Annotated in this window: 21 protein-coding genes; 12 read left to right on the top strand and 9 right to left on the bottom strand. The window is 71.8% G+C overall.

Translation table 11 applies throughout. From position 1 onward, the window contains the following. Nucleotides 1–130: 130 nt before the first annotated feature. Nucleotides 131–646, top strand: a complete 516-nt coding sequence (locus AB0M11_RS09240; RefSeq protein WP_365703054.1) for a transglycosylase SLT domain-containing protein — start codon at nucleotides 131–133, stop codon at nucleotides 644–646. Between the two features lie 46 nt (nucleotides 647–692). Here the strand turns inward: AB0M11_RS09240 and AB0M11_RS09235 are convergent, their stop codons facing one another. After that, nucleotides 693–2,120, bottom strand: a complete 1,428-nt coding sequence (locus AB0M11_RS09235) for a cytosine permease (protein ID WP_365703052.1) — start codon at nucleotides 2,118–2,120, stop codon at nucleotides 693–695. Nucleotides 2,121–2,409: 289 nt separating this feature from the next. Between AB0M11_RS09235 and AB0M11_RS09230 the strand changes: the two genes are divergently transcribed. Both AB0M11_RS09230 and AB0M11_RS09225 read left to right on the top strand, forming a co-directional pair. Continuing rightward, complete coding sequence (locus AB0M11_RS09230) at nucleotides 2,410–3,213, top strand: serine hydrolase (protein ID WP_365703050.1); 804 nt, start codon at nucleotides 2,410–2,412, stop codon at nucleotides 3,211–3,213. A gap of 194 nt (nucleotides 3,214–3,407) precedes the next feature. Continuing rightward, a complete protein-coding gene (locus AB0M11_RS09225) occupies nucleotides 3,408–4,493 on the top strand; it encodes an AI-2E family transporter (protein WP_365703123.1) in 1,086 nt (361 codons plus the stop codon). A 15-nt stretch (nucleotides 4,494–4,508) separates the two neighbouring features. Here the strand turns inward: AB0M11_RS09225 and AB0M11_RS09220 are convergent, their stop codons facing one another. Continuing rightward, nucleotides 4,509–6,752 carry a nitrate- and nitrite sensing domain-containing protein gene (locus tag AB0M11_RS09220; protein ID WP_365703048.1) on the bottom strand — a complete coding sequence of 748 codons (2,244 nt, stop codon included), beginning with the start codon at nucleotides 6,750–6,752 and terminating at the stop codon, nucleotides 4,509–4,511. 484 nt (nucleotides 6,753–7,236) lie between these two features. Continuing rightward, nucleotides 7,237–8,574 (bottom strand): jacalin-like lectin, encoded by a 1,338-nt coding sequence (locus AB0M11_RS09215; RefSeq protein WP_365703046.1) that lies wholly within the window; start codon nucleotides 8,572–8,574, stop codon nucleotides 7,237–7,239. A 507-nt stretch (nucleotides 8,575–9,081) separates the two neighbouring features. Between AB0M11_RS09215 and AB0M11_RS09210 the strand changes: the two genes are divergently transcribed. After that, nucleotides 9,082–9,654 carry a lamin tail domain-containing protein gene (locus tag AB0M11_RS09210; protein WP_365703044.1) on the top strand — a complete coding sequence of 191 codons (573 nt, stop codon included), beginning with the start codon at nucleotides 9,082–9,084 and terminating at the stop codon, nucleotides 9,652–9,654. A 74-nt stretch (nucleotides 9,655–9,728) separates the two neighbouring features. On the opposite strand, the gene AB0M11_RS09205 is transcribed toward AB0M11_RS09210, so the two are convergent. Then, on the bottom strand, nucleotides 9,729–10,685 hold the full coding sequence (locus tag AB0M11_RS09205; RefSeq protein WP_365703042.1) for a ScbA/BarX family gamma-butyrolactone biosynthesis protein: 957 nt from the start codon (nucleotides 10,683–10,685) through the stop codon (nucleotides 9,729–9,731). Between the two features lie 394 nt (nucleotides 10,686–11,079). Between AB0M11_RS09205 and AB0M11_RS09200 the strand changes: the two genes are divergently transcribed. The 4 genes from AB0M11_RS09200 (at nucleotide 11,080) to AB0M11_RS09185 (ending at nucleotide 14,315) form a co-directional block, all read left to right on the top strand. Further along, nucleotides 11,080–11,811 carry an HAD family phosphatase gene (locus tag AB0M11_RS09200; RefSeq protein WP_365703040.1) on the top strand — a complete coding sequence of 244 codons (732 nt, stop codon included), beginning with the start codon at nucleotides 11,080–11,082 and terminating at the stop codon, nucleotides 11,809–11,811. Further along, nucleotides 11,808–12,581, top strand: a complete 774-nt coding sequence (locus tag AB0M11_RS09195) for a glucose 1-dehydrogenase (protein ID WP_365703038.1) — start codon at nucleotides 11,808–11,810, stop codon at nucleotides 12,579–12,581. Before AB0M11_RS09200 ends, AB0M11_RS09195 begins: the two co-directional genes overlap by 4 nt. 164 nt (nucleotides 12,582–12,745) lie before the next feature. Continuing rightward, entirely contained in the window at nucleotides 12,746–13,411 is a 666-nt protein-coding gene (locus AB0M11_RS09190; protein WP_365703036.1) for a ScbR family autoregulator-binding transcription factor, read from the top strand. A gap of 250 nt (nucleotides 13,412–13,661) precedes the next feature. Beyond that, on the top strand, nucleotides 13,662–14,315 hold the full coding sequence (locus AB0M11_RS09185) for a ScbR family autoregulator-binding transcription factor (RefSeq protein ID WP_365703034.1): 654 nt from the start codon (nucleotides 13,662–13,664) through the stop codon (nucleotides 14,313–14,315). A gap of 95 nt (nucleotides 14,316–14,410) precedes the next feature. Here AB0M11_RS09185 and AB0M11_RS09180 read toward each other — a convergent pair whose 3' ends face one another. Further along, on the bottom strand, nucleotides 14,411–15,682 hold the full coding sequence (locus AB0M11_RS09180) for an FAD-dependent oxidoreductase (RefSeq protein WP_365703032.1): 1,272 nt from the start codon (nucleotides 15,680–15,682) through the stop codon (nucleotides 14,411–14,413). A gap of 626 nt (nucleotides 15,683–16,308) precedes the next feature. Between AB0M11_RS09180 and AB0M11_RS09175 the strand changes: the two genes are divergently transcribed. Continuing rightward, the gene (locus AB0M11_RS09175; protein WP_365703030.1) at nucleotides 16,309–17,169 is read left to right on the top strand and encodes an AfsR/SARP family transcriptional regulator; all 861 of its coding nucleotides are present in this window, start codon (nucleotides 16,309–16,311) and stop codon (nucleotides 17,167–17,169) included. A 281-nt stretch (nucleotides 17,170–17,450) separates the two neighbouring features. Here the strand turns inward: AB0M11_RS09175 and AB0M11_RS09170 are convergent, their stop codons facing one another. Both AB0M11_RS09170 and AB0M11_RS09165 read right to left on the bottom strand, forming a co-directional pair. After that, entirely contained in the window at nucleotides 17,451–19,373 is a 1,923-nt protein-coding gene (locus AB0M11_RS09170; protein WP_365703029.1) for a cellulase family glycosylhydrolase, read from the bottom strand. Nucleotides 19,374–19,429: 56 nt separating this feature from the next. Further along, nucleotides 19,430–20,185, bottom strand: coding sequence for an alpha/beta fold hydrolase (locus tag AB0M11_RS09165; protein WP_365703027.1), 756 nt, complete (start codon nucleotides 20,183–20,185; stop codon nucleotides 19,430–19,432). Nucleotides 20,186–20,294: 109 nt separating this feature from the next. Here AB0M11_RS09165 and AB0M11_RS09160 point away from each other — a divergent pair, with 109 nt between their 5' ends. After that, the gene (locus AB0M11_RS09160) at nucleotides 20,295–20,984 is read left to right on the top strand and encodes a DUF6215 domain-containing protein (protein ID WP_365703025.1); all 690 of its coding nucleotides are present in this window, start codon (nucleotides 20,295–20,297) and stop codon (nucleotides 20,982–20,984) included. 42 nt (nucleotides 20,985–21,026) lie between these two features. Here the strand turns inward: AB0M11_RS09160 and AB0M11_RS09155 are convergent, their stop codons facing one another. Beyond that, nucleotides 21,027–21,629 (bottom strand): hypothetical protein, encoded by a 603-nt coding sequence (locus tag AB0M11_RS09155; RefSeq protein ID WP_365703023.1) that lies wholly within the window; start codon nucleotides 21,627–21,629, stop codon nucleotides 21,027–21,029. Between the two features lie 385 nt (nucleotides 21,630–22,014). Between AB0M11_RS09155 and AB0M11_RS09150 the strand changes: the two genes are divergently transcribed. Together AB0M11_RS09150 and AB0M11_RS09145 are read left to right on the top strand one after the other, a co-directional pair. Further along, nucleotides 22,015–22,599: a TetR/AcrR family transcriptional regulator gene (locus tag AB0M11_RS09150; protein ID WP_365703021.1), complete on the top strand. Its 585-nt coding sequence runs from the start codon at nucleotides 22,015–22,017 to the stop codon at nucleotides 22,597–22,599. A gap of 148 nt (nucleotides 22,600–22,747) precedes the next feature. Further along, nucleotides 22,748–23,212 carry a PaaI family thioesterase gene (locus tag AB0M11_RS09145; RefSeq protein ID WP_365703019.1) on the top strand — a complete coding sequence of 155 codons (465 nt, stop codon included), beginning with the start codon at nucleotides 22,748–22,750 and terminating at the stop codon, nucleotides 23,210–23,212. 32 nt (nucleotides 23,213–23,244) lie between these two features. Here the strand turns inward: AB0M11_RS09145 and AB0M11_RS09140 are convergent, their stop codons facing one another. Next, nucleotides 23,245–25,275 (bottom strand): NAD(+) synthase, encoded by a 2,031-nt coding sequence (locus tag AB0M11_RS09140; protein ID WP_365703017.1) that lies wholly within the window; start codon nucleotides 25,273–25,275, stop codon nucleotides 23,245–23,247. Between the last annotated feature and the right edge of the window lie 44 nt (nucleotides 25,276–25,319).

Here is a 25,319-nt window from a genome sequence, read left to right as displayed (position 1 = left end):
GGAGACAGCGACGGACCGAGCGGATCCCCGCCGGTCCCGCCCACTCCCGCCGGCAGCACGGGGCTCCGCCCCCACGCCGCCGCCACAGCGGCGGCGCCGACGCCGTCCCCCACCGGAGAGTTTCCTTCACATGACCATGACCCCCCGCACCCGCATCGCCCGTCTGCGCACCATCGGCCTCGCCGGCCTCGCCACCACCGGTGCCGCGGCCGCCGCCCTCACCCTGATGCCGGCCAACGCGCAGGCCGCCGAAATGACGCAGGCGCACACCTCGGTCACGGCCTCCTCCAGCAGCAGCCACACCACCTCCCAGCGGACCGGCTCCGCCAACAACCTCGACGGCTGGATCAAGCAGTCCCTGCAGATCATGAAGGCCAAGGGCATCCCGGGCAGCTACGAGGGCCTCAAGCGCAACATCATGCGCGAGTCCGGCGGCAACCCGAGCGCGCAGAACAACTGGGACGTCAACGCCAAGAAGGGCACCCCCTCCAAGGGCCTGCTGCAGGTCATCGACCCCACCTTCAACGCGTACCACGTGGCCGGCACCGCCCACAGCGTCACCGACCCGGTGGCCAACATCACCGCTGCCGCCAACTACGCCGCCCACCGGTACGGCTCCATCGACAACGTCAACTCCGCGTACTGACGCTGACGCTGACGCAGTCGGCGACTCGTCCTCCCGCGGTCAGGCGCTACGGCTCACGGTGTTCGTGGGCCGCCTGCTCCAGGGCCGCGGCCTCCGCCTCGGCGACCCTGGTCTCCGCCTCGACGTCGACCGAGCGGGTCAGCCACCAGTACAGCAGCGCTGACACGGGAAGCCCGACGAAGAGCGAGATGTCCGCCCCGTCCAGCGCCTTGGCGACGGGACCGACGAAGAGCGTGCCGACCGAGAAGAACGGGATCATGACCGCGAACCCGACCAGGTACGAGACGATCCCCTGCCAGCCCCAGCGGCCGTAGATGCCGTCCGGCTTGAAGATCTCGGCGATCGCGTAGTGGCCCCGGCGCACCACGTAGTAGTCCATCAGGTTCACGGACGTCCACGGGATGAACAGATACAGCACCAGCAACAGGAAGCTGTTGAAGTTCGTCAGGAAGTTCGACGTCGCCGCCAGCGCGCCGATCAGGGAGAGCGCCGCGGTCACCAGCAGGGTGACCAGGCGCACGCCCAGGGTCGGCCGCACTCGTCTGAACGAGTCGATGGCGCTGATCAGGGTCAGTGAACCGCCGTACATGTTCAGCGCGGTGACGGAGATCAGGCCCAGGGCGGAGAACAGCAGGACCACCGCGCCGAAACCGTCGAAGACCTTGTCGCCGGCGGCGTTGATCGACGGGATCGTGTCGAAGCTGTCGCCCGCCCAGGCGGCCAGCAGCGCGCCCAGCACCATCAGCCAGATGCCGCCGAGCGCCGAGCCGAAGTAGGTCCAGTAGAACGTCTTGCGGACGGTGACGTCCGGCGGCAGGTACCGCGAGTAGTCCGAGACGTAGATGGCCCAGCTGATCTGGTAACCGGCGACCACGCCGAACTGCGCCAGGAACGGGGTGGCCTTGAAGCCGCCGAGGTCGAAGGAGCCCGCCGGGTAGTGCAGGGTGACCAGCACACCGACGGTGAAGATGCCGAAGACGACCAGGAACGTGTAGGTCAGGAACCGCTCGGCCTTGTGGATGATGTCGTACCCCACCAGCGCCACGACCAGCGCGACGACGGTGACCACGACCACCCAGAGCTTCACACCGCCGTGGATCGTGGTGTCCAGTGCCTGACCGGCCAGGACGGTGTTGAACACGTTGAAGCCCGCGTACTGCACATAGGCGAACAGCCACACCAGCAGCGCTCCGACATAGCCGAACTGCGGGCGGGACTGGATCATCTGCGGCAGTCCCAGCTGCGGCCCCTGCGCCGAGTGGAACGCCATGAAGAACGTGCCGATCAGGGTCCCCGCGACGATCGCCAGCAGCGACCAGATCAGGTTGCCGCCCTCCGTGATGCTGATGAGCCCCACGGCCAGGGTGGCGATCTGCGCGTTGGACATGAACCACAGCGGTCCCAGATGCCACAGCTTGCCGTGCCGCTCGTCCAGCGGCACGTAGTCGATGGACCGGACCTCGAGACCGCTCACGCGTGGTTCCGCCGATGTGCTCATGGCACCTCCCAGGGCCCGGTCCACCACTCTGACCTCATTCTTCCCCCGCACGGCGGCGGATGAGGCATGCGGAATTCGCGTTCCGCAAGCCGGAAGACCCGCCCCCTGCGCGGCTTTTGTGGCCGCGGTCACCGACGATCCTGTTGCTCTCCTCACAATCGGCCCCGAACCGGTCCCGGCGTGGCGGCCGTCATGTCGCGAGCGAGGCATTTTGTCTACGTTCGCAGTTCTCTGTCCGTCTGACCCGAACTGCGAAGGCCCTGCCATGCTCAACCGATCCCTGTCCGTCGTGGCCGCGCTGGTGAGCCTGTTCGCCGGAGCCGCCCCGGCGGCCGTGGCTGCCGACGCCGGATCCGGCCCCGCCGACTTCCGCACCGCCGTCGGGGCGCCCGGCCAGGCGCGGGTGGCCGCCGCCGTTCTCGACCTGGACGGCCCCGGGCGGGAACCCGCCGTCTACGGCGACGACGCGCGGTACGACACGGCGAGCATCGTCAAGGTCGACATCCTCGCCGCCATGCTGCTCCACGCCAGGGACCACCGGCGCGACCTCACCGCCCGGGAGAGCGCCGAGGCCGAGGTGATGATCCGCGAGAGCGACAATGCCGCGGCCACCGCCCTGTGGCGCGCCATCGGCGAGGCCCCCGGCCTGGAGTCGGCCAACAGGCGGCTCGGACTCGTCGCGACCGAGGGCGGCCCCGGCGGCCTCTGGGGACTCACCCGGACCACCGCGGCCGACCAGATACGACTGCTGCGCGCCGTGTTCGGCACCGGCCCCACGCCGCTCGACGCGGCCTCCAGGAGCCGCATCGCCACCCTGATGACCGAGATCTCCGCCGAGCAGTCCTGGGGTGTCTCGGCCGCCGCCGACGCGGGGTGGGCGCTGAAGAACGGCTGGCTCATGCGGACCGCGACCGGCCGGTGGGACATCAACAGCATCGGGCGCGTCACGGCCGGCGGCCACCACTACCTCGTCGCGGTCCTCTCCGACGGCAGCGCGTCCATGCCGGACGGCGTGAACCTGGTGGAACGGGCCGTCCGCACCGCCGTCGCCGAGTCGGCCGCCCGCTGACCGGCCGCCCACTGACCCTCTTGGCCCAGTGCCGGCCGCCCACCGCCGTGAATGCGCCTAACGTGCTTGAGAGGTGACATGGGCCGGTGACGGGAGGCGCGGTGGCGGGTGCGGGCGGGCCTACGGCCGGGCGGGGCCGTGCGCGGCGGGCCCGGGGCACGGCACCGGACAGCCGGGCCGCCCGCGCCGTCTGGATCCCGAAACGGGCCCGCGACCCGCGTGCCTCGGCCTCCGTCAGCGCGGTCGTCGTCCCCGCCCTGCGGATCGCCGCCGCCTACGCCTGGCGGCTCATCGTCGTCGGCATCGTCGTCTACGGCGTCTTCGTCATCCTCGGCCGCTTCCAGCTGATCGCGGTCGCCGTGTTCCTGGCCCTGGTCATCACCTCGCTGCTGCGCCCGCCCGCCGACCAGCTGGCCCGATGGCTCCCCAGGCCGGTGTCCGTGGCGGTGACCCTGGTCGGCAGCATCTGCCTGTTCCTCGGTCTGCTGGCCCTGGTGGGCAACGCGGTCGCCCAGGAGTCGGCGACCCTGGCCGACGAGTTCCGCGGCGGCATCCACCGCATCGAGGTCTGGCTGCGGCGCCCGCCCTTCCGGCTCGGACCGGGCGCCCTGACCCACCTCCAGCAGCAGATCGTCACCTACATCCAGTCCCACCGATCCAACCTGGCCAGCAGAGCGCTCAGCGGCTTCGGCACCCTCGTGGAACTGGTCACCGGCATCGCGCTCGCGCTCTTCACCTCGGTCTTCTTCATCCACTCCGGCGAACGGCTGTGGGCCTGGACGAGCCGCGAACTCCTGCCCGCCGGTGCCCGCAGCGCCTGGGACCGGGCCGGGCGTGCCGCCTGGCGGACGTTCGCCGGATACACCCGCGGCATCATCATCGTGGCCGGCACCAACGCGGTCCTGGTCGGCATCGCCCTGCTCGTGCTGCGGGTGCCGCTCGCGCTGCCGCTCACCCTGCTGGAGTTCTTCGCCGCGTTCGTCCCGCTGGTGGGCTCACCGGTCGCGCTCAGCGTGGCCACGGTGGTGGCGCTGGCCGGGCGCGGTCCCCTCACCGCGGTCGCCGTCCTCGTGCTCATCGTCGTCATCGGCCAGTTGGAGGGACATGTGCTGCACCCGCTGGTGATGAGCTGGGCGGTGCGGCTGCACCCCCTCGTCGTCGCCGTGTCCGTGATCGCGGGCAGCATCGTCGCGGGGGTGATCGGCGCCGTCGTCGCCGTGCCGTTCATCTCCGTCCTCTGGGCGGTGGTGCGGGCTCTGCGCCCGGCGCCGCCGCCCTGACCGCGCACCGGCGGCTCAGTCCTCCTTGGCGGCGCGCCGGCCGCGCTTCGACGGGCGACGGGAACGGCCGGACGACGGGGGCGGCCCCGAGGGCGCGGCGGTGTCGGACGCCGCCGGGGCGGCGAAGGCGGCGGAGGCGGCGGAGGCGGCGGAGGCGGCGGCGGGCGCGGCGGCCGGGGCGCCGGGCGGTGTCGCGGGTCGAGGCGCCGGGATGCCGTCCTCCCACGCCTCGTGCGCCCGGAACGGGTCGGCGGGCCCGTCCGCGAGCAGCAGGGCAGCCACACCGGGCTTGGCACGCGTCCGGAAGGCGGCCAGGGCCAGCGTGTCGGCGTCGGACTCGGTGTCGCTGCGCCAGGTGATGGTGCCCGGGAGCATGACCACGGAGGTCGTGCCGGACTCCCCGGCGGCCGGCCGCAGCTGGACCCGGATGCCATGGCGGTCGGCGAGCCTGCCCACCACGAACAGGCCCATGTGCTGGTAGACGTCGGCGTCGGCGGTCGGCGGGTTCGCCAGCTTGTGGTTGATCAGCGCGAAGTCCTCGGGCCGCAGGCCGATGCCCTGGTCGTGGATCTCGACCATGATCCGGGTGTCCGGCAGCCGGCTCGCCGTGACCCTGACCGTCGAGCGCGGCGAGGAGAACGAGGTGGCGTTCTCCAGGAGCTCGGCGAGCAGGTGCACCAGGTCGGTGACGGCGCGGCCGTGGATGTCGGCCTCCGGGATGCCGGTCAGATCGATCCGCTCGTACTGCTCCACCTCGGAGGCCGCCGCCCGGATGACGTCGACCAGGGGGAGCGGGTGGTCCCACTGCTGGGTGGGGCGCTCGCCGCCGAGGACCAGCAGGTTCTCGCCGTTGCGGCGCACCCGGGTGGCCAGGTGGTCCAGCCTGAACAGGTTCGACAGCTGCTCGGGGTCGGCCTCGCGCTCCTCCAGCTGGGTGATCAGGGCGAGCTGCCGCTCGATCAGCGACTGGTTGCGGCGGGAGAGGTTGGTGAAGATGGTGTTGACGTTCCCGCGCAGCGCGGCCTGCTCGACGGCGAGCCGGACCGCCTCCCGGTGCACGTGGTCGAAGGCGCGGGCGACCTCGCCGATCTCGTCGGTGGTGGTGATCGGGATCCGTGTGACCTTGGTGTCCACCTGGCCGGGCACGGCCTGGGTGAGCTGGGTGATCACCGCCGGCAGCCGCTGCTCGGCGATCTCGATGGCCGAGGCGCTGAGCCTGCGCATGCCGCCGCTCATGGAGCGGGCCACCCACGCGGCGAGCAGGAGGGCGACGAGGACGGCGCCGAGCGCGAAGGAGCCGTTGACGATCGCGTCCCGCTTGGCGTCGGCGGCGATGTTCCGGGCGCCCGCGAGGGCGGTGTCGGTGAGATGGACCTCGATGCTGCGGTAGGCGTCGAAGGCGAGCGCGGACGCCGCGAAGAACGAGTCGGGTGTGATGCCCTGGGCGGCCAGCTGGTCGGTCGGGGTACCGGCGGCGATCTCCTGGATCATCTTGGTCAGGGGCGGCGGCGTCACGAACGCCTGCCCGGCCGCCTTGGCCTCCTCGGCGGCCTTGGCCGCCTGCTGCGCGCCCTTCTTCTGCGCGTCCGCCAGCGCCGTCCGCAGCCGGGCCATGTCCCCGGCGGTACCGGCGCCCGCGTACTCCTGGAGGCCGACCTGCTCCAGGTAGACGTAGGAGCTGAACGAGCCGAGCTGGACCTGCAGTTCGTTCTGCGCCAACGTGTCGCGGTTCTCGACCAGCAGGTGCGTGCCGATGGAGCGCACCAGGGACTCGGCGGCCTGCGTGAGGGAGATGGCGTAGAGGGTGCGCCCGAAACTCGCCTGGTTGTTGCTGCCGAAGCCCAGCTCGTTGGAGAGCTCCATCAGCGGGTGCTGGACGGCGTGGTAGCTCTCCTCCGTCTGCACCCCCGACGTCCTCACCGTGAACGCGTTGGCCCGCACCGTCGGCAGCTGCTTCTCACCCGCCCGCACCAGCTCGATCCGCCGGGCGAGGCCCGCGGTCCTCGGCGCCCTGGCCACCGCCGCGTCGAACGCCTTCGCGTCGGCGTCGGTGACCCTGCGCGCCGCCACCACGGCCGGCGCGTCCCGCCTGCCCTGCAGGAGGGGGATGACGGACACGTCGCGCTCGTTGATCGCGTCACTGGCGTAGGCGTTCGCCGCCTGCACCAACTCCGCCACCCGGACCGCGTCGTCGGCGTCCCGGAGCGTGTCGACCGAGTTCTTCACGCGGAGCCCGCCGAGGCCGAGGGCGACGAGCACGGGGATGAGCAGAATGGCCTGGAGGCGTCTTGCGACGCGCCAATTGCCCGTCAGGGGTCTGGACTTGGACAAGATCGTCCCATTTCACAACAGGGTTGGTGCGCAGGGCTGGGCATAGCCCGACGTTCTGTGGCCAAGTTTTAACACCCAGCGATCGAGCTCGGCCGCTGTTTGGAGGAAGCGGTTTCTCCGAAAGGGTGCAAAGCTCCACCAAAGCCATCGTTGATCCATGCACGGATGACGCGTCAGGTGGCCTGATCCCGCGGTTGTCCGCCATGCGGACGGGCTGACCGGAACCCGACCAGCACTTCGGCGGTGTGGGCGTGTCCTGGGAAACCGGTACATCAACGGCACGTCCCACTCCAGCCGGACGGCGACGCAATCCGGCCGGCATCCGACGCTCCACCGCAGGCTGCGCACAGTGGCGGTCAGGCGTAGCCGGCGGGCGGGAACTTCGTGACGCCCGCCGGCCGGGCGGGTGCGGTCAGCGCTTGGTGTAGATGAAGCCGACCTTGTCGAGCTCGTCACCGGAGCGGCCGTGGAAACCGGCGATCTGCCAGCCCGACGGGGCGGTGCGGGTCACGCAGTCCGACGTCGTGGCACCACCGGCGAGGGTGCGGCCCAGGTTGGTGGTGAACTTCGCGTAGAAGATGCGGGTGGTGTTGTTGTACTTGCCCTCGCACAGGTACGCCGTCGTCACGTACTCGTTGCTGCCCAGCGTCAGCGAGGACGCCGTGCCGCCGGTGCCGCCGTGGGTCAGCGTCGTGCCGTCGGCGAGGGTGATGCCGACCTGGTCGACGCGGGAGCCGGAGCGCAGCGAGATCGTGGCGGCGCGGGCGCCGGCGGCCACCTTGTCGATGTCCTGGTAGTAGTCGCCGTGCGGGCCGCCGTACTGGTCGCTCAGCTGGAAGTCGGCGTTCTGGGACCAGGAGAAGCCGACCGTGATCGGGTCGTGGTCGGAGAGCATCAGGCCGTCGCTCGTCAGGAACTTGGCGTGCTCGTTGTTGTACGAGGTGGCGTTGAGGTTGACGAGCTTGCTGCTGCGGTACAGCACCTTGTCGACGACCTCGCAGGTGTTGGGCACGGTCGCCCCGCTCTGGTCGCAGACCAGCGCGTCGCTGCCCTTGGCCGGCGCGCTGCCGCCGCGGATCAGCTGCACCCAGGCGTCGGTGAGTCCGTTGGCGGCGGCGAACTCCGCGATGGTGTCGGCGGAGCGGGTGTAGCGGGTGTTGGTGTCGCCCATCACCACGACGGCGTTGCCGGCCGAGTGGGTGCTGATGAAGGAGGTCAGCTGGCTGAGGTTGTCCGCCCGGGAGGCCTCGTCGCCGTCGTTGGTGCCCGCGTTGGTGTGCAGGTTGTAGAAGTCGACGTAGACACCCTCGGCGAGCCGCTCGCGCATGAAGGTGAAGCCCTTCGGCGTGAGGCAGTCGCCCGAGTCGAGCTGGCAGGAGTTCCAGCCGACGCGCTGGAAGTCGTCCTCGTCCCAGGCGTGGTCGGAGACGGTGTTCAGGCCGCTGCCGATGCCCGCACCGCCGCTGGTCGCGGTGCGGTACGGGTGGGTGTCGGTGGAGTACAGGTACGCGTGGTAGTTGAAGTCCTCCTGCACGTTGACGATGTCGTACGGCGCGATGCGCCTGCCGATCTCCGTGGTGCTGGTGTCACGGGGCGTGGACGCGCTCGACAGGGCTTGCGGGAGCCCGGCGACGTTGTAGGTGAGCACGCTGAACGTGCCCGAGGCGGCCGCCGCGGCGGGCGTGGCCGTCGCCGTGAGCCCGCCGAGGGCGGCGACCGCGGCCGCCAGACAGGCAACGAGTCTGCGCATGGGGATGTCTCCTAGGGGGAGGTGTGCGCCGAGGGATGTGGGCATGCCAATGAGGCCACGCCAAAACGTAGCGGCAAACGCTTTCTCCCGACCCCTCTTTGTTACCAACCAGTTTGGAAATTCCGCGTGACACCCAGAAGATCGACTTCCGGCCAGGCGGGCCGGGTCGGGCGATGACTGTTACTCACTTTCGGGTGAACCGGGCCTTGTCGGGGCATTCGCTCGCGAGGCGGGAACGAGGCCGCAGGCCCGTACTATAGGGCTTGTTGGGTTGAGAATGGTGTCAAATCCGCTCATTCACCTAATAAATGGACGTTACATCCGAGAGTCACGGGAAAGCGAAGGATCCGTAATGGGTGTCGTGTGTGTCGCGAAGGTCGCACGGCCGGGGCGCAGGGTGTGTGTGCGCGGCCGCCCGGCCGCCGACCAGCCCCACACACCCTCGTGGCCTGCGGCTTCGCAGCGCACGCGGCGGGAGTGTGCTCGAACCCCGTGAAGGGGGACCACGTGTCCGTTTCCGTACCCGCGACCGCCCGCCGTCTCGGTTCCGCCGCCGCTGTGGCGGCCGCCCTGCTGGGCGCCACGACCCTGCCGGCCGCGGCGGCCGCTCCGTACCCCGGCGTGTCGTACCGCGGCGCGGTCGTCATCAGTGGCGTACAGCACGACCTGGAGGGCCGGGCGGCCTTCTCCGCCCGTGCCCTGAACCGGGAGTGGGTGGACGTCACCAACACCTCCCGCCGGGACGTGAACCTCAGCGGCTGGACGCTGTCGGACGCCGACGGCCACGGCTACGTCTTCCGTCACTACCGGCTGGCGGGCGGGGCCACGGTCCGCGTCCACACCGGCGAGGGCCGTGACACCCGGACGGACCTCTACCAGGATCGCAGCGCCTCGGTGTGGAACCACGACGCGGACACCGCCACCCTGCGCAACGACCGCGGCCGCTACGTCGACTCCGCCTCCTGGGGCCTGCACCACCGGCGGGACGCGGACGACCGCCGCTTCGGCCACCGTGACGCGGACGACCGCCGCTTCGGCCACCGTGACGCCGACGACCGCCGCTTCGGCCACCGTGGCTGACGTGTGAGACATCCGCCGCCAGGCCTGTTCGAGGGGGCCTGGCGGCGGACGCGTGCCAGAGCCGAACCCCCGTGTCAGCTCTGGACGACCGGCCCGCTCACCGTGGACGTGAAGACGACCTCGCCGTCCTGCACGCCGGCGACGTCGACGGTCGCCGTGCCGTCGGGCCGGGCCGTCACCCCCGTGACGTCGATCCAGCACGGACTGTCGAGTTCGACGTAGCGGTTGAACGACGTGGACGTGCTCGCCGGGATCAGCGCGCGGGGCGCCAGCCGGGCGCAGGCGGCCTGCCGCGCGCCTTCCATCAGCACCATGCCGGGCAGGTGGTCGCCGCCGTGGTCGAACAGGATCGGATGGTCCAAATCCGGGGTGAGCAGCCAGCGGTCCGGCGCGTTCGTCGCCGTCAGCACCACGTCGGCGGACGAGGTGCGGCCCACGGCCGCCGGTGGCATCGGGCCGGCCGCGACGGCGGGACCGGCCGACGGCCCTCGTCTGTCGGACCGGCGGGCACGCAGCCGGGCGTAGACGGGCGGGGTGACGACGGAGTACCGCCCCTCACCCTGGGCCACGGTCAGCCCGTCCCGGCGCAGGACGAAGCCGATGCCCATCCGGCGCGCGGAGGACCGGCCGCGTGGCGCAGGGTCCGGACAGACCACGTCGAGTTCGAAGTCGGTGGGGCGGGAGGCGATCCGCAGCCGGTCCAGGTCGGTGTGGCAACTCAGCGACCACAGCACGAAGTGATGACCGAGCGGGACTCCGTGTTCGGCGTGCGTCACGAACATGCCGGCCTGCCGAAACGTCTCTGCGGCCTGGAGCGGATCATGGCTCGAACCGTCGGCGCTGTTGAAGAACGTGTGGGCGCGGGGCCACTGCCCGGTGAGGGAGAAGCGCAGTCCGTCGTCCTGGGCCGTGCAACCGCTGAGGAACACCTCGGCCAGGGAGGCGCGGTGGACGTACTCCTTGGGGACCGTGGTGGTCAGCCGCGGCAGTACGGGCAGAGCGACTCCGATCTCACTGGCGGACAGACTCATCGATGACCCCCCGTCGGAAAGCTCTTCGTTGGTGTGAAGCTCTGTTCGACGCCTATAAGATACGGACCTACCGGTTTTCTCGGGTCGGCCACTAGGTAAAGGATTCACCAAGCGTGGTTCGACTCGATCCATGCATGACTCCGCTCGGTAGTGGTTTGGCCAAATATTTTTCCGCTCAACCATGCCGAAGGCACGGCGAAAAACGGACTAAGCAGTAGATGTCGGCGGCGTGTTGTCGAGCGGGTCGACGTCTGCGCGGTCCACGCGAAACCTGGTCGGCGGTTTCTTTTGGCCAAGTCGCCCGTGCTCCGGCCCGCCTGACGCCCCGTCCGGACGCCACCGTCCCCGACCGCCCCTGCATGATGGTCGAACGGCCCGCGAGAGGGAGAGCCTGATGGAACCACTGCGCACCCTGCGCCTCGCCGCCGTCAACATCGACGGCGTCCTGCTCAACGACAGCTTCAGCCCCGTCCTGCACCGCCTCGTCCTCAAGTACGGCGGCACGTACACCCGGGAGCTGGAGCAGCGGCTCTTCTCGCAGTCCCGGCTCGCGGCCGCGCGGGTGCTGCTGGCGGAGACCGGCGCCGGAATGAGCGAGCAGGAGGCCGTCGCCGACTACTTCGCCGAGCGCGAGCTCCACCTGCGCGACCACCCCGTCCACACCCTCGACGGCGCCGAGGACCTCCTGCACCGGCTGCGCTCCCTGGGCCTGGACGTCATCTGCTACGGCGGCCTCGACGAGGACCACTTCCGCCGTCATCTCGGTGCCTGGGAGCACCTGTTCACCGAGCCGCACTACATCTGCACCGACGACTTCCGGCCCGGCATCCGGGAGATCGTCCGGGACCGCTTCGGCCTCGCCTACCACCAGGCCCTCTTCATCGACGACGTCGCCCGCTTCGCCGGCCACGCCAAGGAACTGGGCGTGCCCTTCATCGGCCACCCCAGCACCTTCGCACACGGCTTCCAGCGCGAGCTGATGCGCGAACTCGGTGTCCGGCACCTGGTCGGCCGCCTCGCGGAGATCGACGAGGAGCGGCTGCGCACCCTCGACCGCGAGGCGGGTCTCGGCACCGTGTGGCAGGACGCCGACGCCCTGTCCGGGACGCCGGGGGCCACCAGGTGACCGCGGGGGAGGAGGCCGCGCTGGCCGGCCGGGTCGCGCTGATCACCGGCGCCAGCAGCGGCATCGGGGCCGCCGCGGCCCGGGTGTTCGCGCGGCAGGGCGCCACCGTCGTCCTCACCGCCCGCCGCGAGGACCGGCTGCGCGAACTCGCCGGCGAGCTGCGCGCCCGGGGTGCCGAGGCGAGCCACCGCGCCCTGGACGTGCGGGACACCGACGAGGTGCGGCGCGCCGTCGAGTTCGCCGTCGAGCGCTACGGCCGCCTCGACGCCGCCTTCAACAACGCGGGCGTCGCCCTTCCCAAGACCCCGATGCACCTCATCGACGACACCGACTACGACCGGGTCACCGAGACCAACGTGCGGGGCGTGTGGAACTGCCTGCGGCACGAGATCACCGCCATGCTGGCGAGCGGGGGCGGCTCGATCGTCAACACCAGCAGCGTGGGCGGCCTGGTCGCCTCCTCGACCGCCGCCCCCTACATCGCCTCCAAGCACGCGGTGATCGGACTGACCAAGGCCGCGGCCGTCGAGTACGCCCCGCACCGCATCCGCGTGAACGCCATCGCCCCCGGTCTGACCCGCTCCGAGATGATCGACGACTGGTTCGCCAGGTCGCCCGAGAACGAGGCCCGGGCCTACCGATCCGCCCCGCAGGCGCGCGCCGCCGACCCGGAGGAGGTCGCGGAGGCCGCCGCCTGGCTGTGCAGTGACAAGGCGAGCTTCGTCACTGGTGCCACACTTACCGTGGACGGCGGGCGCACCGCCTGGTGAACTGCCCCTCGGGCCCCTGGCCGGCGCTCCGGCCCGGGCCCGGGATGCGGCAGCGCCCCCGCCGCGGGAGCGGCCGGGAATCGGCGCCGTGCGGCCGAAATGTCGGCCCCCGCTTGGGGTAAGGTACGTCACGTCCGGTTTTGTTTTGACCGAGGAGGGGTCCCATGGCGCGTCAGGAGCGTGCGATTCGGACCCGGCGCGCTGTTGTCGAGGCCGCCGCCGCGGTCTTCGCGGAACGCGGATACACGGCGGCGACGATCGCGGAGATCCTGGAGCGGGCCGGCGTCACCAAGGGCGCTCTGTACTTCCACTTCGACTCCAAGGAAGCCCTCGCGCGAGGCGTCATCAACGCCCAGATCAGCGACGACTACTGGGTGCCGCGCGAACTGAAGCTCCAGGAATGGGTGGACATCGGCATGACGCTGGCCCACCGGATCCCCAAGGAGGTCATTCTCCTCGCCGGCATACGCCTCTCCGCCGACCTCCAGGGGCGCTCCCTGTTCGGCAGCGCCTGGCCCGCCTGGACCCAGCTGGTGACGGACAAGCTCGTGGAGGCCAAGGAGCGCGGTGAGGTGCTGCCGCACGTCACGCCGCGCGAGACCGCGGAGTGCTTCCTCGGTGCCTGGATCGGCACCCAGTTCATGTCCGAGGTGGTCTCCGACTGGACCGACCTCAACGACCGCATCTCGGTCCTCTACAACCACGTCCTGCCGGCCATAGCCACTCCCGCGGCGCTGATTCGGCTGGACACCGCGCCCGACCGGGGTGCCCGGGTCGTGGAGGAAGTGGAACGCAGCCGGCAGGAAGCGCTCGTGCCCACCGAGGCCTGACCAGCCACGAGCCGAACCGTCGGGCCTGACCAGCCAGAACCGCACCGCCTGACCGGTTTGTCGCCGGTTCGCGCTGGAGACGTCATTCCCGCGCGGGACACGAGGGCCGTCCGCGCCGGCCGGCCGTGCCCGGCCACCGCCAAACCTACCGATCGTGCTGTTTGTTAAGGTGCTCGAATCGGAATGTTGCAGACCCAGGGGGAATCGGACCGTCCAATTCCGGATTCGCCCGGATCGACAGGGGGACGCGATGGTCAAGCAGCTCCGGGCGGCCCGAACCCGCCAGGCCCTCGTACTTGCCGCCGCCGAGATCTTCGCCGCCGACGGATACGCGCTGTCCTCGCTGCCCGCGATCAGTCGGCGGGCGGGGGTGAGCGCCGGCGCGCTGCACTTCCACTTCCCCAGCAAGGACGCCCTCGCGATGGAGGTGGAGAGGGCGGCCAGGCGGTCCGTCGAGGAACTGGTCGCCGACCGGCAGCCCGCTGCGCCCTCCCCGCTGCACCTGCTGGTCACGGTCACCCGGGAGGTCCTGGTCGCGGTCGCCGCCGACGTCGTGGTCCGGGCCGGCTTCAGACTGAGTGTCGATCCCTCCCGGAAGAACGGCATGGGCTTCGGCTGCTGGTGGCGTGGCTGGGTGCGCGAGGAGCTGCTGCGGGCGCAGCGGGCTGGAGAGCTGGCCGACGGGGTGTCACCGGACCGGGCCGCCACGCTGATCGTCGCCGCGACGCTCGGCTTCGAGGTGCTCGGCGTACCGGACCGCGACCGGATCGCACCGCACGCCGAGCAGTTCTGGACCCTGGTCCTCCCTCAACTCGCGGCCCGCGGAGAGCAGTTCGCGGGCCTGACGCTCGCCGACTCCTGGCCCCGCGCCCAGAGCGCGCGAGCGGGCCGGAGTCCGGTCTAGACAAACCGGCCCCGCGGTTCGCTCTCTGGGGAGGCGCGGATACCGCCCCCGCCGCGTCGGCGGAGCAGCGGGGGCGGTATCGGACATCGGGATTCTCAGGCGGCCGCCACGTGCCGGGCGATGCGGACGGCGGCGAACTCGGTGCCCGCCACGAACCGCATCATCGGCCCGAACATCGGCGCCGCGAGCGAACCGGTGAAGTACAGGCCAGGCACCGACGACTCGAACGTCCCCCGCAGGGCGGGCGCCTTCGAACCGGGCACGCATGCCACGGCACGCCGCACCGAGGGGGACAGGAAGGGCAGGGCGTCCAGATCCAACCGGTAGCCGGTGGCCGCCAGCACATGGTCGACGGCGACGGACTCGCGCTCGCCCCCGGGACCGGCGACATCCAGCACCACCTCCGGCCCGCGGACCACGGCAGCCGTGACCCGGCGCGAGGTGTGCACCGGTACCACGCCCTCCACCCGGTCCCGCAGCCACCAGCCGCCGGAGGGGCCGAGCGCCCGCCGGAACAGCAGCAGCCGGGCCGCGGCGGGCAGTCGCCGCACGCTGCCGGGTGACGCGCAGACCCCGGCCAGGATCCAGCCGGTGCCGAGCGGTGAGGCCGGCTTGGTCACCCGCTGGGTCCAGGGCCGGGCCAGATCGGGCGTCATCCCCCACAACACCGTCCGTTCGCGCACCAGGAGCTGCGGCCGGGCACCCGCCTCGTGCAGCAGTGCGGCGCTCTCCAGCGCGGACTGACCACCGCCGATGACGGCCACCCGCCGTCCCGCGTAGACGGACAGATCCGTGTGGTCACTGGTGTGCGACACGCACGCCCGGGGGCCGGGTCCCTCGGGGGCCAACTGCCGCAGCTCGTCCGGGACATGGGCGAGACCGTTCAGACCGGTCGCCACCACGACCGACGAGGCCGCCATCTCCTTCCCGTCGTCCAGCCCGACGACGAAGCCCGGCCCGGAGTCCGGCCGCCCGACCGCGGTCACCCGGGCCGGCTCGACGTCACCGACGTACCGCTTCTGGAACCACTGCCCGTACCGGACGAAGACGTCGCACGGGATCGGCGTCAGCTCGGTCAGTTCCGGTTCGCCGTGCTCGCGCCGGAAGTCGGCCAGCCGGCCGCCGGGCTCCGGCGCCGACAGGTCGGTCGCGGCCGGCGTCGATTTCAGGTACATCCCGGTGGCCATGGCGTGCCGCCAACTGCCCATGACGTCACCGAAGACGCGCACCGGCGCCCCTGCCGCCCGCAGATGGGCGGCCACCGACAGCCCGTACGGTCCGGCTCCGATCACGACGACGGGTGGCCGCCGGTGGCCGCCCCACGCCTGCTCCTGGGCAGGGTGCCGCCCCGGAAGCGACTGCGTCATTCATTCCTCCGCTGGTCTGCTCGCCGCCTTTCCCCTGGGCGGCGCGACACTGCGGGATGGCACGTCCGGCGTGAAACGGCCGTGCTCGTCCCCCCTCCGCGGGTGAGTCTGTCCCACGGGCAGGTTCGGGGAAACGATACCGGCGCACGTTGGCCAAAACTTGGTCGAATCATACGACAAGTGGCATCCGTCATGTCATCGATGTGCGGCGGGCGCACGCCGGTGATCATGAACTGACAGGATCGGTCGACCGGTATGAGCGCTGCCGGCGGGCCTGCGGCGCCCGCCCCCGGCCTCACCGGTCACGGCGCCGCCGTGGACGCGCTAGACGGTGACGGCATCCAGAAAACCGACCAATTGGTCTGTTTCGCCGCCTCCCCGGGGCGGGATCCAGCCTGTTTCGCTGACCGAATCCTGTGGACGGAAAGAGTGCTGTTCCCTCGGCCGGACGCCAGCGTCATATGCCTGTACTGCTGCTTCCGCGGCGAAGAGGGGTCCGGTGAGGGTCTGTGGCCGTTCTCCGCCGGTGTGTCAGAGACAGGCCGGTCCCTGGCCGGTTGACAGACCGCTCGTGCTGTTTTCTACTGACCGGCGGACCGTCAGCTGAGAGGACCAGGGAGAAGCACGTGGACATCGGGCTGCTGGGCGCACTGAACGTGAGGGAGAACGGGGTCTCCATCGCCCCGACCGCACCGAAGCCCCGTCAGCTGCTGGCCCTGCTGGCGCTGCGCGCCGACCAGGTCGTCTCCGTCCCGACCCTGGTCGAGGAGGTCTGGGCGGGCACTCCACCGCGCAGTGCCCGCACCACTCTGCAGACCTATGTGCTCCAGCTCCGGGAGCTCATCGCGACGGCGCTGCGCGAGGGTGCGGCTCCCGGGCAGGCGGACGCCCGGTCCGCGAAGGACGTGCTCACGACCCTGCCGGGCGGCTATCTGCTCGTCGCCCAGGGCGGTCGCAGCGACATCAGGGAGTTCGAGCGGCTGAGCGAACAGGGCTGCCGTGCCATGGACGACGGGAACTTCGCGGGCGCCTCCGGCATCCTGCGCCGCGCGCTGGACCTGTGGACCGGGCCGCCCTTCGCCGACGTGCCCACCGGGGTCCACCTGGGCATGGAGGCCCGGCGGCTGGAGGAGAGCCGGCTCTGCGCACTGGACCTGCGCATCGAGGCCGACCTGCGGCTCGGCCGGCACCGCGAACTGCTCGCCGAACTCACCGTCCTGACCAGCCGCTACCGCTCCCACGAGAATCTGCACGCGCAGTTCATGCTCGCCCTCTACCGCTCGGGCCGGCGCGGCGAGGCCCTCCTCGTCTACCAGCAGCTGCGCACCCACCTCGTCAGGGACCTGGGCCTGGAACCCTCGGCGCGCCTGTGCCGCCTGCAGCAGTCCATCCTCACGGCGACCGCCGAGAACCCCGGCACACCCCCGCACCACGACGACGACCTGGCCGCACCGGCACCGGGCGGCGGACTGACCCGCGTTCCCTGACCCTCCGCCGTCCTGCCTGCGTGAGGCGCGTCAGGTGCACCCGCACGTGGTCGAAGGGCATGCCGTAGGCCTTCTCCGCCCTCCGCTGGATGGGGGGCGCCGGCGGGCGGCCGGGGGCGCGCTGGGCGTCGAAGAGGGGGGCACGCCGCTGCACGGTCGGCCGGTCCGCGAACTCCCCTGGGAGAGACGCAGTTCGGGCCGGAACGCCTGCACGGTCCGCAGGCCTCGGGGCGTACCCGTCCTCGGTCACCGCAGCGGCGGCCCGGTGGCCGGTGCACCGCTCAGGACGGCAGCGGGACGCACAGCACGGCGGCGGGCCCCTGAGCGCTGCCCACGCGGGTGGTGAAGGCGACGCCCCCGATGTACTCGCCGGCCGCGCACTGACCCTTGTAGGCGCCGTACGCGAAGTCGTCCCCCGCCCCGTCGGCGGGCCGGTTGTCGGACCGGTCGAACCACACCGTGCGGCCGCCGGCGCCGAGTGCGGCACGGGCCGGCGCGCACAGCACCGCCGACACCCGCTCCCCGCGACGGCTGTAGCCGATGGCGAACTGGCCCGCCGGGCACTGCAGTTTGGTGTAACCGGAAGCCCAGTCACCGCCCGCCGGGACGTACCGCTCGTCCGTGACCACCGTCTGCGCGGTGCCCGTGGCGCTCAGGTCGCCGGCGGTCGCGTCGGTGCACAGCCCGCGTCCGCCGGAGTGCGCGAGACCGTTCAGCCGCAGCCCGTCCGGGCAGACCGCCTTGTAGGCGCCCGAGTCCCAGTCGCCGCCCGCCCGCACCCGCAGCGACTCGACCTGGTCGCCGTGGTCCGTGGCGAGCATGCGCCAGGTCGTCCCCGGCGCGACGTACCCGCTGCGGCTCGCGGAGGTCATGAGGTGGCCCCAGGCGGTGGCCCGCCAGTCGCCTCCGTCGAGGATGCCGGAGCGGTGCCCGGCGGTGTCGTAGCGCAGCAGCGCCCAGTCGTCGTGGCCCTCCCAGCCGACCAGCGGCCAGTAGGCGAAGTCGGTGTCGTGGTCGGCGAAGTAGTCGGTGATGTTGCCGAACCAGGTGCGGGCCGCGGTGCCCGTCTCCTGGGCGCCGATGCCGAACTCGCTGACCCACACGGGCGCGGTGTAGTGCCGGCCCTCGGTGGTGACGAAGAACGCCTCGTCGGCCAGGGCCTGGTACAGCTGGTCGCGGGTCAGGTCCTGGTAGCGGGGATCGCTCGTCTCGCCCAGGCCGGTGGCCCCGCTGTGGTTCGGGCCGGTGTAGCCGTAGAAGTGGGCCGAGTAGACCAGCTTGTGGGCGTCCACGAGGGTGTTGGAGAGGGTCCGGACGGGGGTGAGGACCGGGCGGCCGTGGGGGAGGCCGTCGACCGGGACGCCCGTCCAGTTGATGCCCTCGATGACGATGAGGAGGTTCGGGTTCGCCTCGGTGAGGATGCGGTCGGCGGCGAGCTGGGCCGCCGCGTACCAGTCGTGGGCGTCCCCGAGGCCCCAGTTGGGGTCGTCGAGCACGTCCCGGCGCACCTCGTTGTAGAGGTCGGCCCCCACGACCCGGGGGTTCGCGGCGTAGCGGCGGGCCATGAAGACCCAGTCGTCGGCCCACTGCTGGGTGGACTGGCTGCTGTTCCAGCGTTCGTTGCCGTCGACGCCGCAGCACCAACGGGAGGTGTTGGTGTGGTTGTTGAGGATGACGGCGAAGCCCGCGCCGGTGAGGGCGGTCACCACGGCGTCGTAGACCTCGAGGGGCGTCTTTCCGCGCAGCTGCGGGTTGGCGGTGACCGCGGCGTCCGGCACCGGGGCGGTCGTACGGATCATCTCGTTGGAGAACGGCAGCCGGACGCTGTTGATGCCGAGTGCCTGGAAGTCGACGAGGAGCTGGGTGAGTGGGGCGCGGTCCAGGCCGAGGGGGATGCCGTAGGAGTCCTGGCCGGCGTGGTGGTTCGCGGGGTCGGTGATGCTGCCGCTGCCCGTCCAGGAGCCCTGTGCGCCGTCCCAGTTGGCCGCCTTGAGGCGGAACCGGTTGCCGGCGGCGTCGACGATGTAGCGGCCGCGGGTGGACAGCGGTGGCTGCCAGGTGCCGGTCGCCGACGAGGCCGGTGCCGCGGCTGCGACCGGCGCGGTCCGCGGACCGGCGGTGGCCGGGGCGGTGCCGAACAGGGTGAGAACCAGGAACAAGGATGTCAGGTACGTGACAATCCGAACGGTGCGGGCGAGCGGCATCGGCAGTCCTCTGCGTGGATGTCCCGTGGGGGCGAGGCACCCTACCAGGGCGCGGGTCAGCGCAGAAGCGGTTCCGGCGAGGCGCAGGCCTTCGCCGTCCACCCGTCGAGGCCGCGTTCGGGGCGCAGCAGCCGCCTGACGGCGGCGGCGGAGGCGCGGTGCCAGTCGCGGCTGCGCCGGAGCATCGCGTGGTCACCGCCGCTGAGCAGCACCATCCCGGCCTCCGCGCCGGCGGCACGGGCCCGGCGTACGTACGCGGCCGAGTCGGCGGGTCCGGTGGTCCGGTCGCGGTCCCCGTGCAGGACGAGGATCCGCGTCCCGGCGAGATCGTCCACGGGGTCGCCGGGCGGGCACCAGGGAGCCAGCGCGAGCACCCCGCACACCGCGGGGTCGACCGCCGCGCGCAGCGCCGCCCGGCCGCCCATCGAGTGGCCGACCAGCACCACCGGCGCGTCACCCGCCAGGCCGCGCAACTCGTCGAGGGCGCGCAGGGTGTCCTGCAGCGGGTCGGCGTCGTCGTTCCATCCCTGGTACCGGTAGCGCACCTGGCCGATCAGCACGTCGCGAGGCGAGGAGACCGAGGCGGCGGCGCCGAGGAAGGGGCGCATGCGCAGCGCGGCCGGCTGCCAGGAGCGCGCCGGACGGCGGCCGTTCTCCTGCCCGCCGTGCAGGACGAGCACCGCCGCCCGTGTCCGGTCCCACGGCCTGCGCCGCACCACCAGGGCGCTCCCGCCCGCCTCGACGACCCGTCCGTCGGCCACCGCGTCCCCCTTGCCTGCTCCGGCCTGCAGCGTGCATGCGTCATCAAACACTCCCGGAGGGTTCCCCTGCCACCGAGGGCCATGTGCGGCGGGTGCCTTCCCCGTGAGCATCCGTTAGGCTCCACCGCGCACAGGGGATGCACAGTGAGGGTGGGGGGACATGACCGAAGGCTTCGCCGAGCCCGAGAAGGACGGCAGACCGGGGCTTCAGGCAGTGGCGGCGGTGGCCTTGTTCGCGGTCGTCGTGGGCGCCCTGTGGGCGCAGAAGGAGTTCGTCCACCAGAAGGACAGCTCCACCGGACCGGCGGCCTGCTCGAAGGGGGGCGACCGCCTGCCGGCCCGCTACGTCTCGGGCGCCGCACTGTGCGCCGCGCTCAACCGCCCGGACCTGCCCGCCCTGCTGGGCACCACGAACGAGCACGTCGAGACCGCCGACGGCAACGGCGAGTGGCTCACCCTCGCCGGTGGCAAGAAGATCGCCGAACCCGAGGCGACGGTCACCCTGGACACGTACTCCGTGAAACTCACGGCTTCGTACGACGACATGACCGTCTCCGAGGCGGGCAGCCTGCTGGGCGACGCCCGCAGGACGACCGTCCTCGGTCGCCCCGCCATCGTCTACTCCAGCCCGACCATCTCCATCGGTTTCAGCCTGGGCGGTGGCAAGGCGACCACGGGCCCCGGCGGCACCGCGCGCTGCATGCTGGTCTCCGGGCACGGGAAGGACGACGGCAAGGGCACGCTGGAGGTCGCGATCTGGCGGCAGGACGACGTACCGCCGGACGACACGGCCCTGGCGCGGGTCGCGGAGCAGGTGCTGCCTGCCGTCCCGGGGTGGAACGGGCACTGACGCCCCGCGACCGTGCGGGTGAGCCGGCGCCGCGTCAGTTCCTCACGGGGCGACGGTCGTCGCGGAGGTGAGGCTGCTCGCGGCAGGCAGCGCGGGCACGGTGCCGAGGAGACCGGTGACCGCGTCGAGGACGGGGGCCAACAGGCCGGTGACGGCGCTCAGCACCCCGCCCAGGTCGAGCGAGGTCAGCGAGGCGAGCAGGCTGTCGACGGCGGATTCGACGGCGTTCAGCAGGTCCTGGACAGGGTCGGCCGCGCGGGGCGTGGCCCGGTGCGCGCGGTCGGCCGAGCCGGCGTCCAGGTGCCGCAGCCGCTCCTGCAGTCCGTCGCTCCACGACCGCAGTGCCTTGGCGTAGGCGGCGGCCCGCGCCGGGTCGATCCGCGCGCCCTGCGTCGTGGCGGCGCCGGACAGCGTGTCCAGGAGGGGGGCGAGGGCGTGATGGTGGCCCGGTGTCCCGGTCGCGTCGATGCGGTCGAGGAGCGTCGCGAGGCCGGTGCCGGGCTGCGGAGCCGTCCGCGCGGCACCGGGTCCCGTCGTGTCTCGGCCGATGTCGGCGGCGGCAGCGGAGGCGGCCGCCGGACCGAGGACCAGAGCGGCGCAGACCAGGGGGGAGACGAGGAGGCCGCGGGAGGCTAGGGCGCGCATGGGGTTCCTTTCGAGAACTGCTGTCTTGCGCCCACCGTGGGAAGCGGGGAGGGGCCCCGCAACCGGTCACGGGCCGCGCACGGCGCCGACCGGGTCACGGCAAATGCGCTGACCAGGTGGTTTGCCTCACCGCCCGGCTCCGTCCGGGTACTGGGCGGATGTTCGCCCGTCAGGGTGCGCCCGGCCGCCGGTGCCGGCCGCGCAGGCGAAGAGCCGGGCAGGCCTCGCACCCGCGTCTGCCCGCAGGATGCGGGGCGTGTTTCCCTGGACCGCCGCGCATCGCGCGCCGACCGGTGCCGACTCTTGCATGTTCTATGGCACACACCATAAGTTACTTACTCGTAGACACAGGGCGAGCGTCCGGGGGAAGAGGAACGGTGGTCGTATGAGCCCGCGCAGGAGCGACAGCCGGGACCGGATGCTCGTCGGCGCGTCGGAACTGCTGCGTGAGTACGGCGCCGGTGCCACCAGCATCGACCGGGTCCTCGCCCGTACCGGAGCTCCGCGCGGATCCGTCTACCACCACTTCCCCGGCGGCCGCGCTCAGCTGATCGAGGAGGCGGTGACCCGCTCCGGTGACCTCATGGCGAAGCGGATCGACGCCGTCATGGCGGCCGAGGACCCGCTGGAAGCGGTCGACTCCTTCTTCGCGGTGTGGCGGGAGCGGCTGGTGGAGAGCGGCTACCGCATCGGCTGCCCCGTCGCGGCCGTGGCCGCGGAGACCAACGACGAGGCGCCCCAGCTCGCCCGCTCCGCCGCCGCGGCGTTCGCCCGCTGGCAGGAGACGCTGGCCGCGCACTTCTGCCGGCACGGGCTCCCGGAGGCGCGCGGCACCCGGCTCGCGTCCCTCGTCATCGCCGCCCTGGAAGGCGCCGTGATCATGTGCCGCGCCGAACGGACCACCGCGCCGCTGGACGCCGCCGCCACCGAACTGCGCGAACTGCTGACCCATGCCTTCCGCGACCGGTGAAGGCCTGTGAGCACCAGTGAAGACCCTGAAAACCGCTGAGACCGCCGAAGACCGCTGAAGACCGCCGAAAACCGCTGACACCCACCGCGGCCCGCTGTCCGTGACGCGGTCCGGCCCGCACCACCCCCAGCACACCGAGGAGACACCCGTGTCCACCACCGACCTCGCCGCCCTGTCCGGCCTCGAACTGATGCGCCGGATACAGTCCGCGCAGCCCGCCGACTCCGTGACCCCTTCCATCGGCCGGCTGCTCGGCATGCGCTTCGACGAGGTGGAGCACGGGCGCATGGTCATCTCGCTCGACACCCGCCCCGACTTCACCAACCCCCTGGGCATCGTCCACGGCGGCATCGCGGCCACCCTCCTCGACTCCGTGATGGGCTGCGCCGTGCACACCACCCTGCCCGCCGGTGTCGGCTACACCACTCTCGAACTCAAGGTCAACTACATCCGCGCCGCCCACACCGCGGGCCAGACCCTCACGGCCGAGGGCAACGTCATCCACGTCGGCCGCTCCACCGCCACGGCCGAGGGCAAGGTGCTGGACGAGCGCGGCAAACTGATCGCGCACGCGACCACCACCTGCCTCGTCATGCGTCCGGCCGGCGACTGACGGCCGACCGGACACCCACTGCCGGGCGGCGGCTACTGAGGAACCCGGGCCAGATCGTTCAGCCAGGCCTTGGCCGAACTGTCCGAGGGGGCCCGCCAGTCACCGCGCGGGGAGAGCGAGCCGCCCGCCGAGACCTTCGGCCCGTTCGGCATCGCCGAGCGTTTGAACTGGGCGAAGGCGAAGAAGCGGCGGCAGAAGTAGTCGAGCCAGTGCCGGATCTGAGCCAGGTCGTACGCCTTGCGCTCGGCCTCGGGGAAGCCGGGCGGCCAGGCGCCCGCGTCCGGGTCGTGCCAGGCGTGCCAGGCCAGGAAGGCGATCTTGGACGGCCGGAACCCGTGCCGCAGCACCTGGTAGAGGGTGAAGTCGTGCAGCGCGTACGGGCCGATCTTGGACTCGGTGGACTGCAGCTCCTCACCCGGCACCAGCTCCGGGCTGATCTCCGTGTCGAGGATCGCCGCAAGGGTCCGGCCGGTCTCCGCGTCGAACTGCTCGCTGCTGATGACCCAGCGGATCAGGTGCTGGATCAGCGTCTTCGGCACCCCGGAGTTGACGTTGTAGTGGCTCATCTGGTCGCCGACGCCGTACGTCGACCAGCCCAGCGCCAGCTCCGACAGGTCCCCGGTGCCGAGGACGATGCCCCCGCGCTGGTTCGCCAGCCGGAACAGGTAGTCGGTGCGCAGACCGGCCTGGACGTTCTCGAAGGTGACGTCGTAGACCGGCTCGCCCGCGGCGAACGGGTGGCCCATCTCCTGGAGCATCAGCCGCGCGGTCGGCGTGATGTCCAGCTCGGCCGCGGTCACGCCGAGCGAGTTCATCAGACGGTGCGCGTTGCCCTTGGTGTGCTCGCCGGTGGCGAAGCCCGGGAGGGTGAAGGCGAGGATGTCGCTGCGCGGGCGGCCCGCGCGGTCCATGGCGCGGGCCGCCACGATCAGCGCGTGCGTGGAGTCGAGGCCGCCGGACACCCCGATGACCACCTTCGGGTCGCCGATCGACGCCAGCCGCTGCTGGAGCGCGGAGACCTGGATGTTGTACGCCTCGTAGCAGTCCTGGGCGAGCCGGCGCGGGTCGGCGGGGACGAAGGGGAAGCGCTCCACGCGGCGGTGCAGCCCGAGGTCGGCGACCGGCGGGTCGAGCCGGAAGGGGACGGTCCGGAAGCCGCCGGTGCGGGCCGCGTGGGTCCGGCGGTTGTCGTCGAACGAGCCCATCCTGGCCCGCTCCTGCCGCAGCAGATCCAGGTCCACGTCGGCCACCGCGTACTGGTCGCCCAGCGCGAACCGGTCCGTCTCGGCGAGCAGTGCGCCGTTCTCGTAGATCATGGTCTGGCCGTCCCAGGACAGGTCCGTCGACGACTCGCCGAGCCCGGCCGCCGCGTAGACGTACGCGGCGAGACAGCGCTGCGAAGCGGAGCGGCACAGCAGCTTCCGGTCCTCCGCACGGCCGACCGTGATCGGGCTGCCCGAGAGGTTGACCAGCACGGTCGCGCCGGCCAGCGCGGCCTCCGCGCTGGGCGGCACCGGCACCCACATGTCCTCGCAGATCTCGGCGTGCAGCACGAGTCCGGGCACGTCCTCCGCCTCGAACAGCAGGTCCACCCCGAACGGCACGCGCGCGCCGCCGAGCCGGATGGTGCCGCCCCGCTCGTCGTCGCCTGCGGCGATCTGGCGGCGCTCGTAGAACTCACGGTAGTTCGGCGGGTACGACTTCGGTACGACCCCGAGGATCCGGCCACGGTGCACCAGCACCGCGCAGTTGTAGACCCGGTTGCGGTGCCGCAGCGGCGCGCCGACGACGAGCAGCGGCAGCAGCCCGGCCGAGCCGGACGCCACCGCCGCCACGGCCTCCTCCACCTGGTCGAGGACCGCGTCCTGGAGCAGCAGGTCCTCGATCGAGTAACCGGTCAGGCCGAGCTCCGGGAAGACCGCGACCGCGACTCCCTCCTCGGCGCAGCGGCGGGCCTGCCGCAGGACCGCCTCGGCGTTGGCGAGCGGGTCGGCGATGACGGTGTGGCCCGTGCACGAGGCGACGCGCGCGAAGCCGTGTTCATAGATCGACCAGAAGTTCAACGGGGTTCCTCGGGGGAGACGGACACGGTGCGGACGCCGGACAG

The sequence above is a fragment of the Streptomyces sp. NPDC051987 genome (genome assembly GCF_040680735.1).
In the GTDB taxonomy this organism is placed as follows: domain Bacteria; phylum Actinomycetota; class Actinomycetes; order Streptomycetales; family Streptomycetaceae; genus Streptomyces.
This window is presented reverse-complemented; position numbering and strand designations above follow the sequence as displayed.

What these genes read in the sequence shown, in the direction of transcription:
- AB0M11_RS09240 (WP_365703054.1), top strand. Translation starts at nt 131, where the DNA reads ATGACCATGACCCCCCGCACCCGCATCGCCCGTCTGCGCACCATCGGC.
- AB0M11_RS09230 (WP_365703050.1), top strand. Translation starts at nt 2,410, where the DNA reads ATGCTCAACCGATCCCTGTCCGTCGTGGCCGCGCTGGTGAGCCTGTTC.
- AB0M11_RS09215 (WP_365703046.1), bottom strand. Translation starts at nt 8,574, where the DNA reads ATGCGCAGACTCGTTGCCTGTCTGGCGGCCGCGGTCGCCGCCCTCGGC.
- AB0M11_RS09205 (WP_365703042.1), bottom strand. Translation starts at nt 10,685, where the DNA reads ATGAGTCTGTCCGCCAGTGAGATCGGAGTCGCTCTGCCCGTACTGCCG.
- AB0M11_RS09200 (WP_365703040.1), top strand. Translation starts at nt 11,080, where the DNA reads ATGGAACCACTGCGCACCCTGCGCCTCGCCGCCGTCAACATCGACGGC.
- AB0M11_RS09190 (WP_365703036.1), top strand. Translation starts at nt 12,746, where the DNA reads ATGGCGCGTCAGGAGCGTGCGATTCGGACCCGGCGCGCTGTTGTCGAG.
- AB0M11_RS09185 (WP_365703034.1), top strand. Translation starts at nt 13,662, where the DNA reads ATGGTCAAGCAGCTCCGGGCGGCCCGAACCCGCCAGGCCCTCGTACTT.
- AB0M11_RS09180 (WP_365703032.1), bottom strand. Translation starts at nt 15,682, where the DNA reads ATGACGCAGTCGCTTCCGGGGCGGCACCCTGCCCAGGAGCAGGCGTGG.
- AB0M11_RS09170 (WP_365703029.1), bottom strand. Translation starts at nt 19,373, where the DNA reads ATGCCGCTCGCCCGCACCGTTCGGATTGTCACGTACCTGACATCCTTG.
- AB0M11_RS09160 (WP_365703025.1), top strand. Translation starts at nt 20,295, where the DNA reads ATGACCGAAGGCTTCGCCGAGCCCGAGAAGGACGGCAGACCGGGGCTT.
- AB0M11_RS09155 (WP_365703023.1), bottom strand. Translation starts at nt 21,629, where the DNA reads ATGCGCGCCCTAGCCTCCCGCGGCCTCCTCGTCTCCCCCCTGGTCTGC.
- AB0M11_RS09150 (WP_365703021.1), top strand. Translation starts at nt 22,015, where the DNA reads ATGAGCCCGCGCAGGAGCGACAGCCGGGACCGGATGCTCGTCGGCGCG.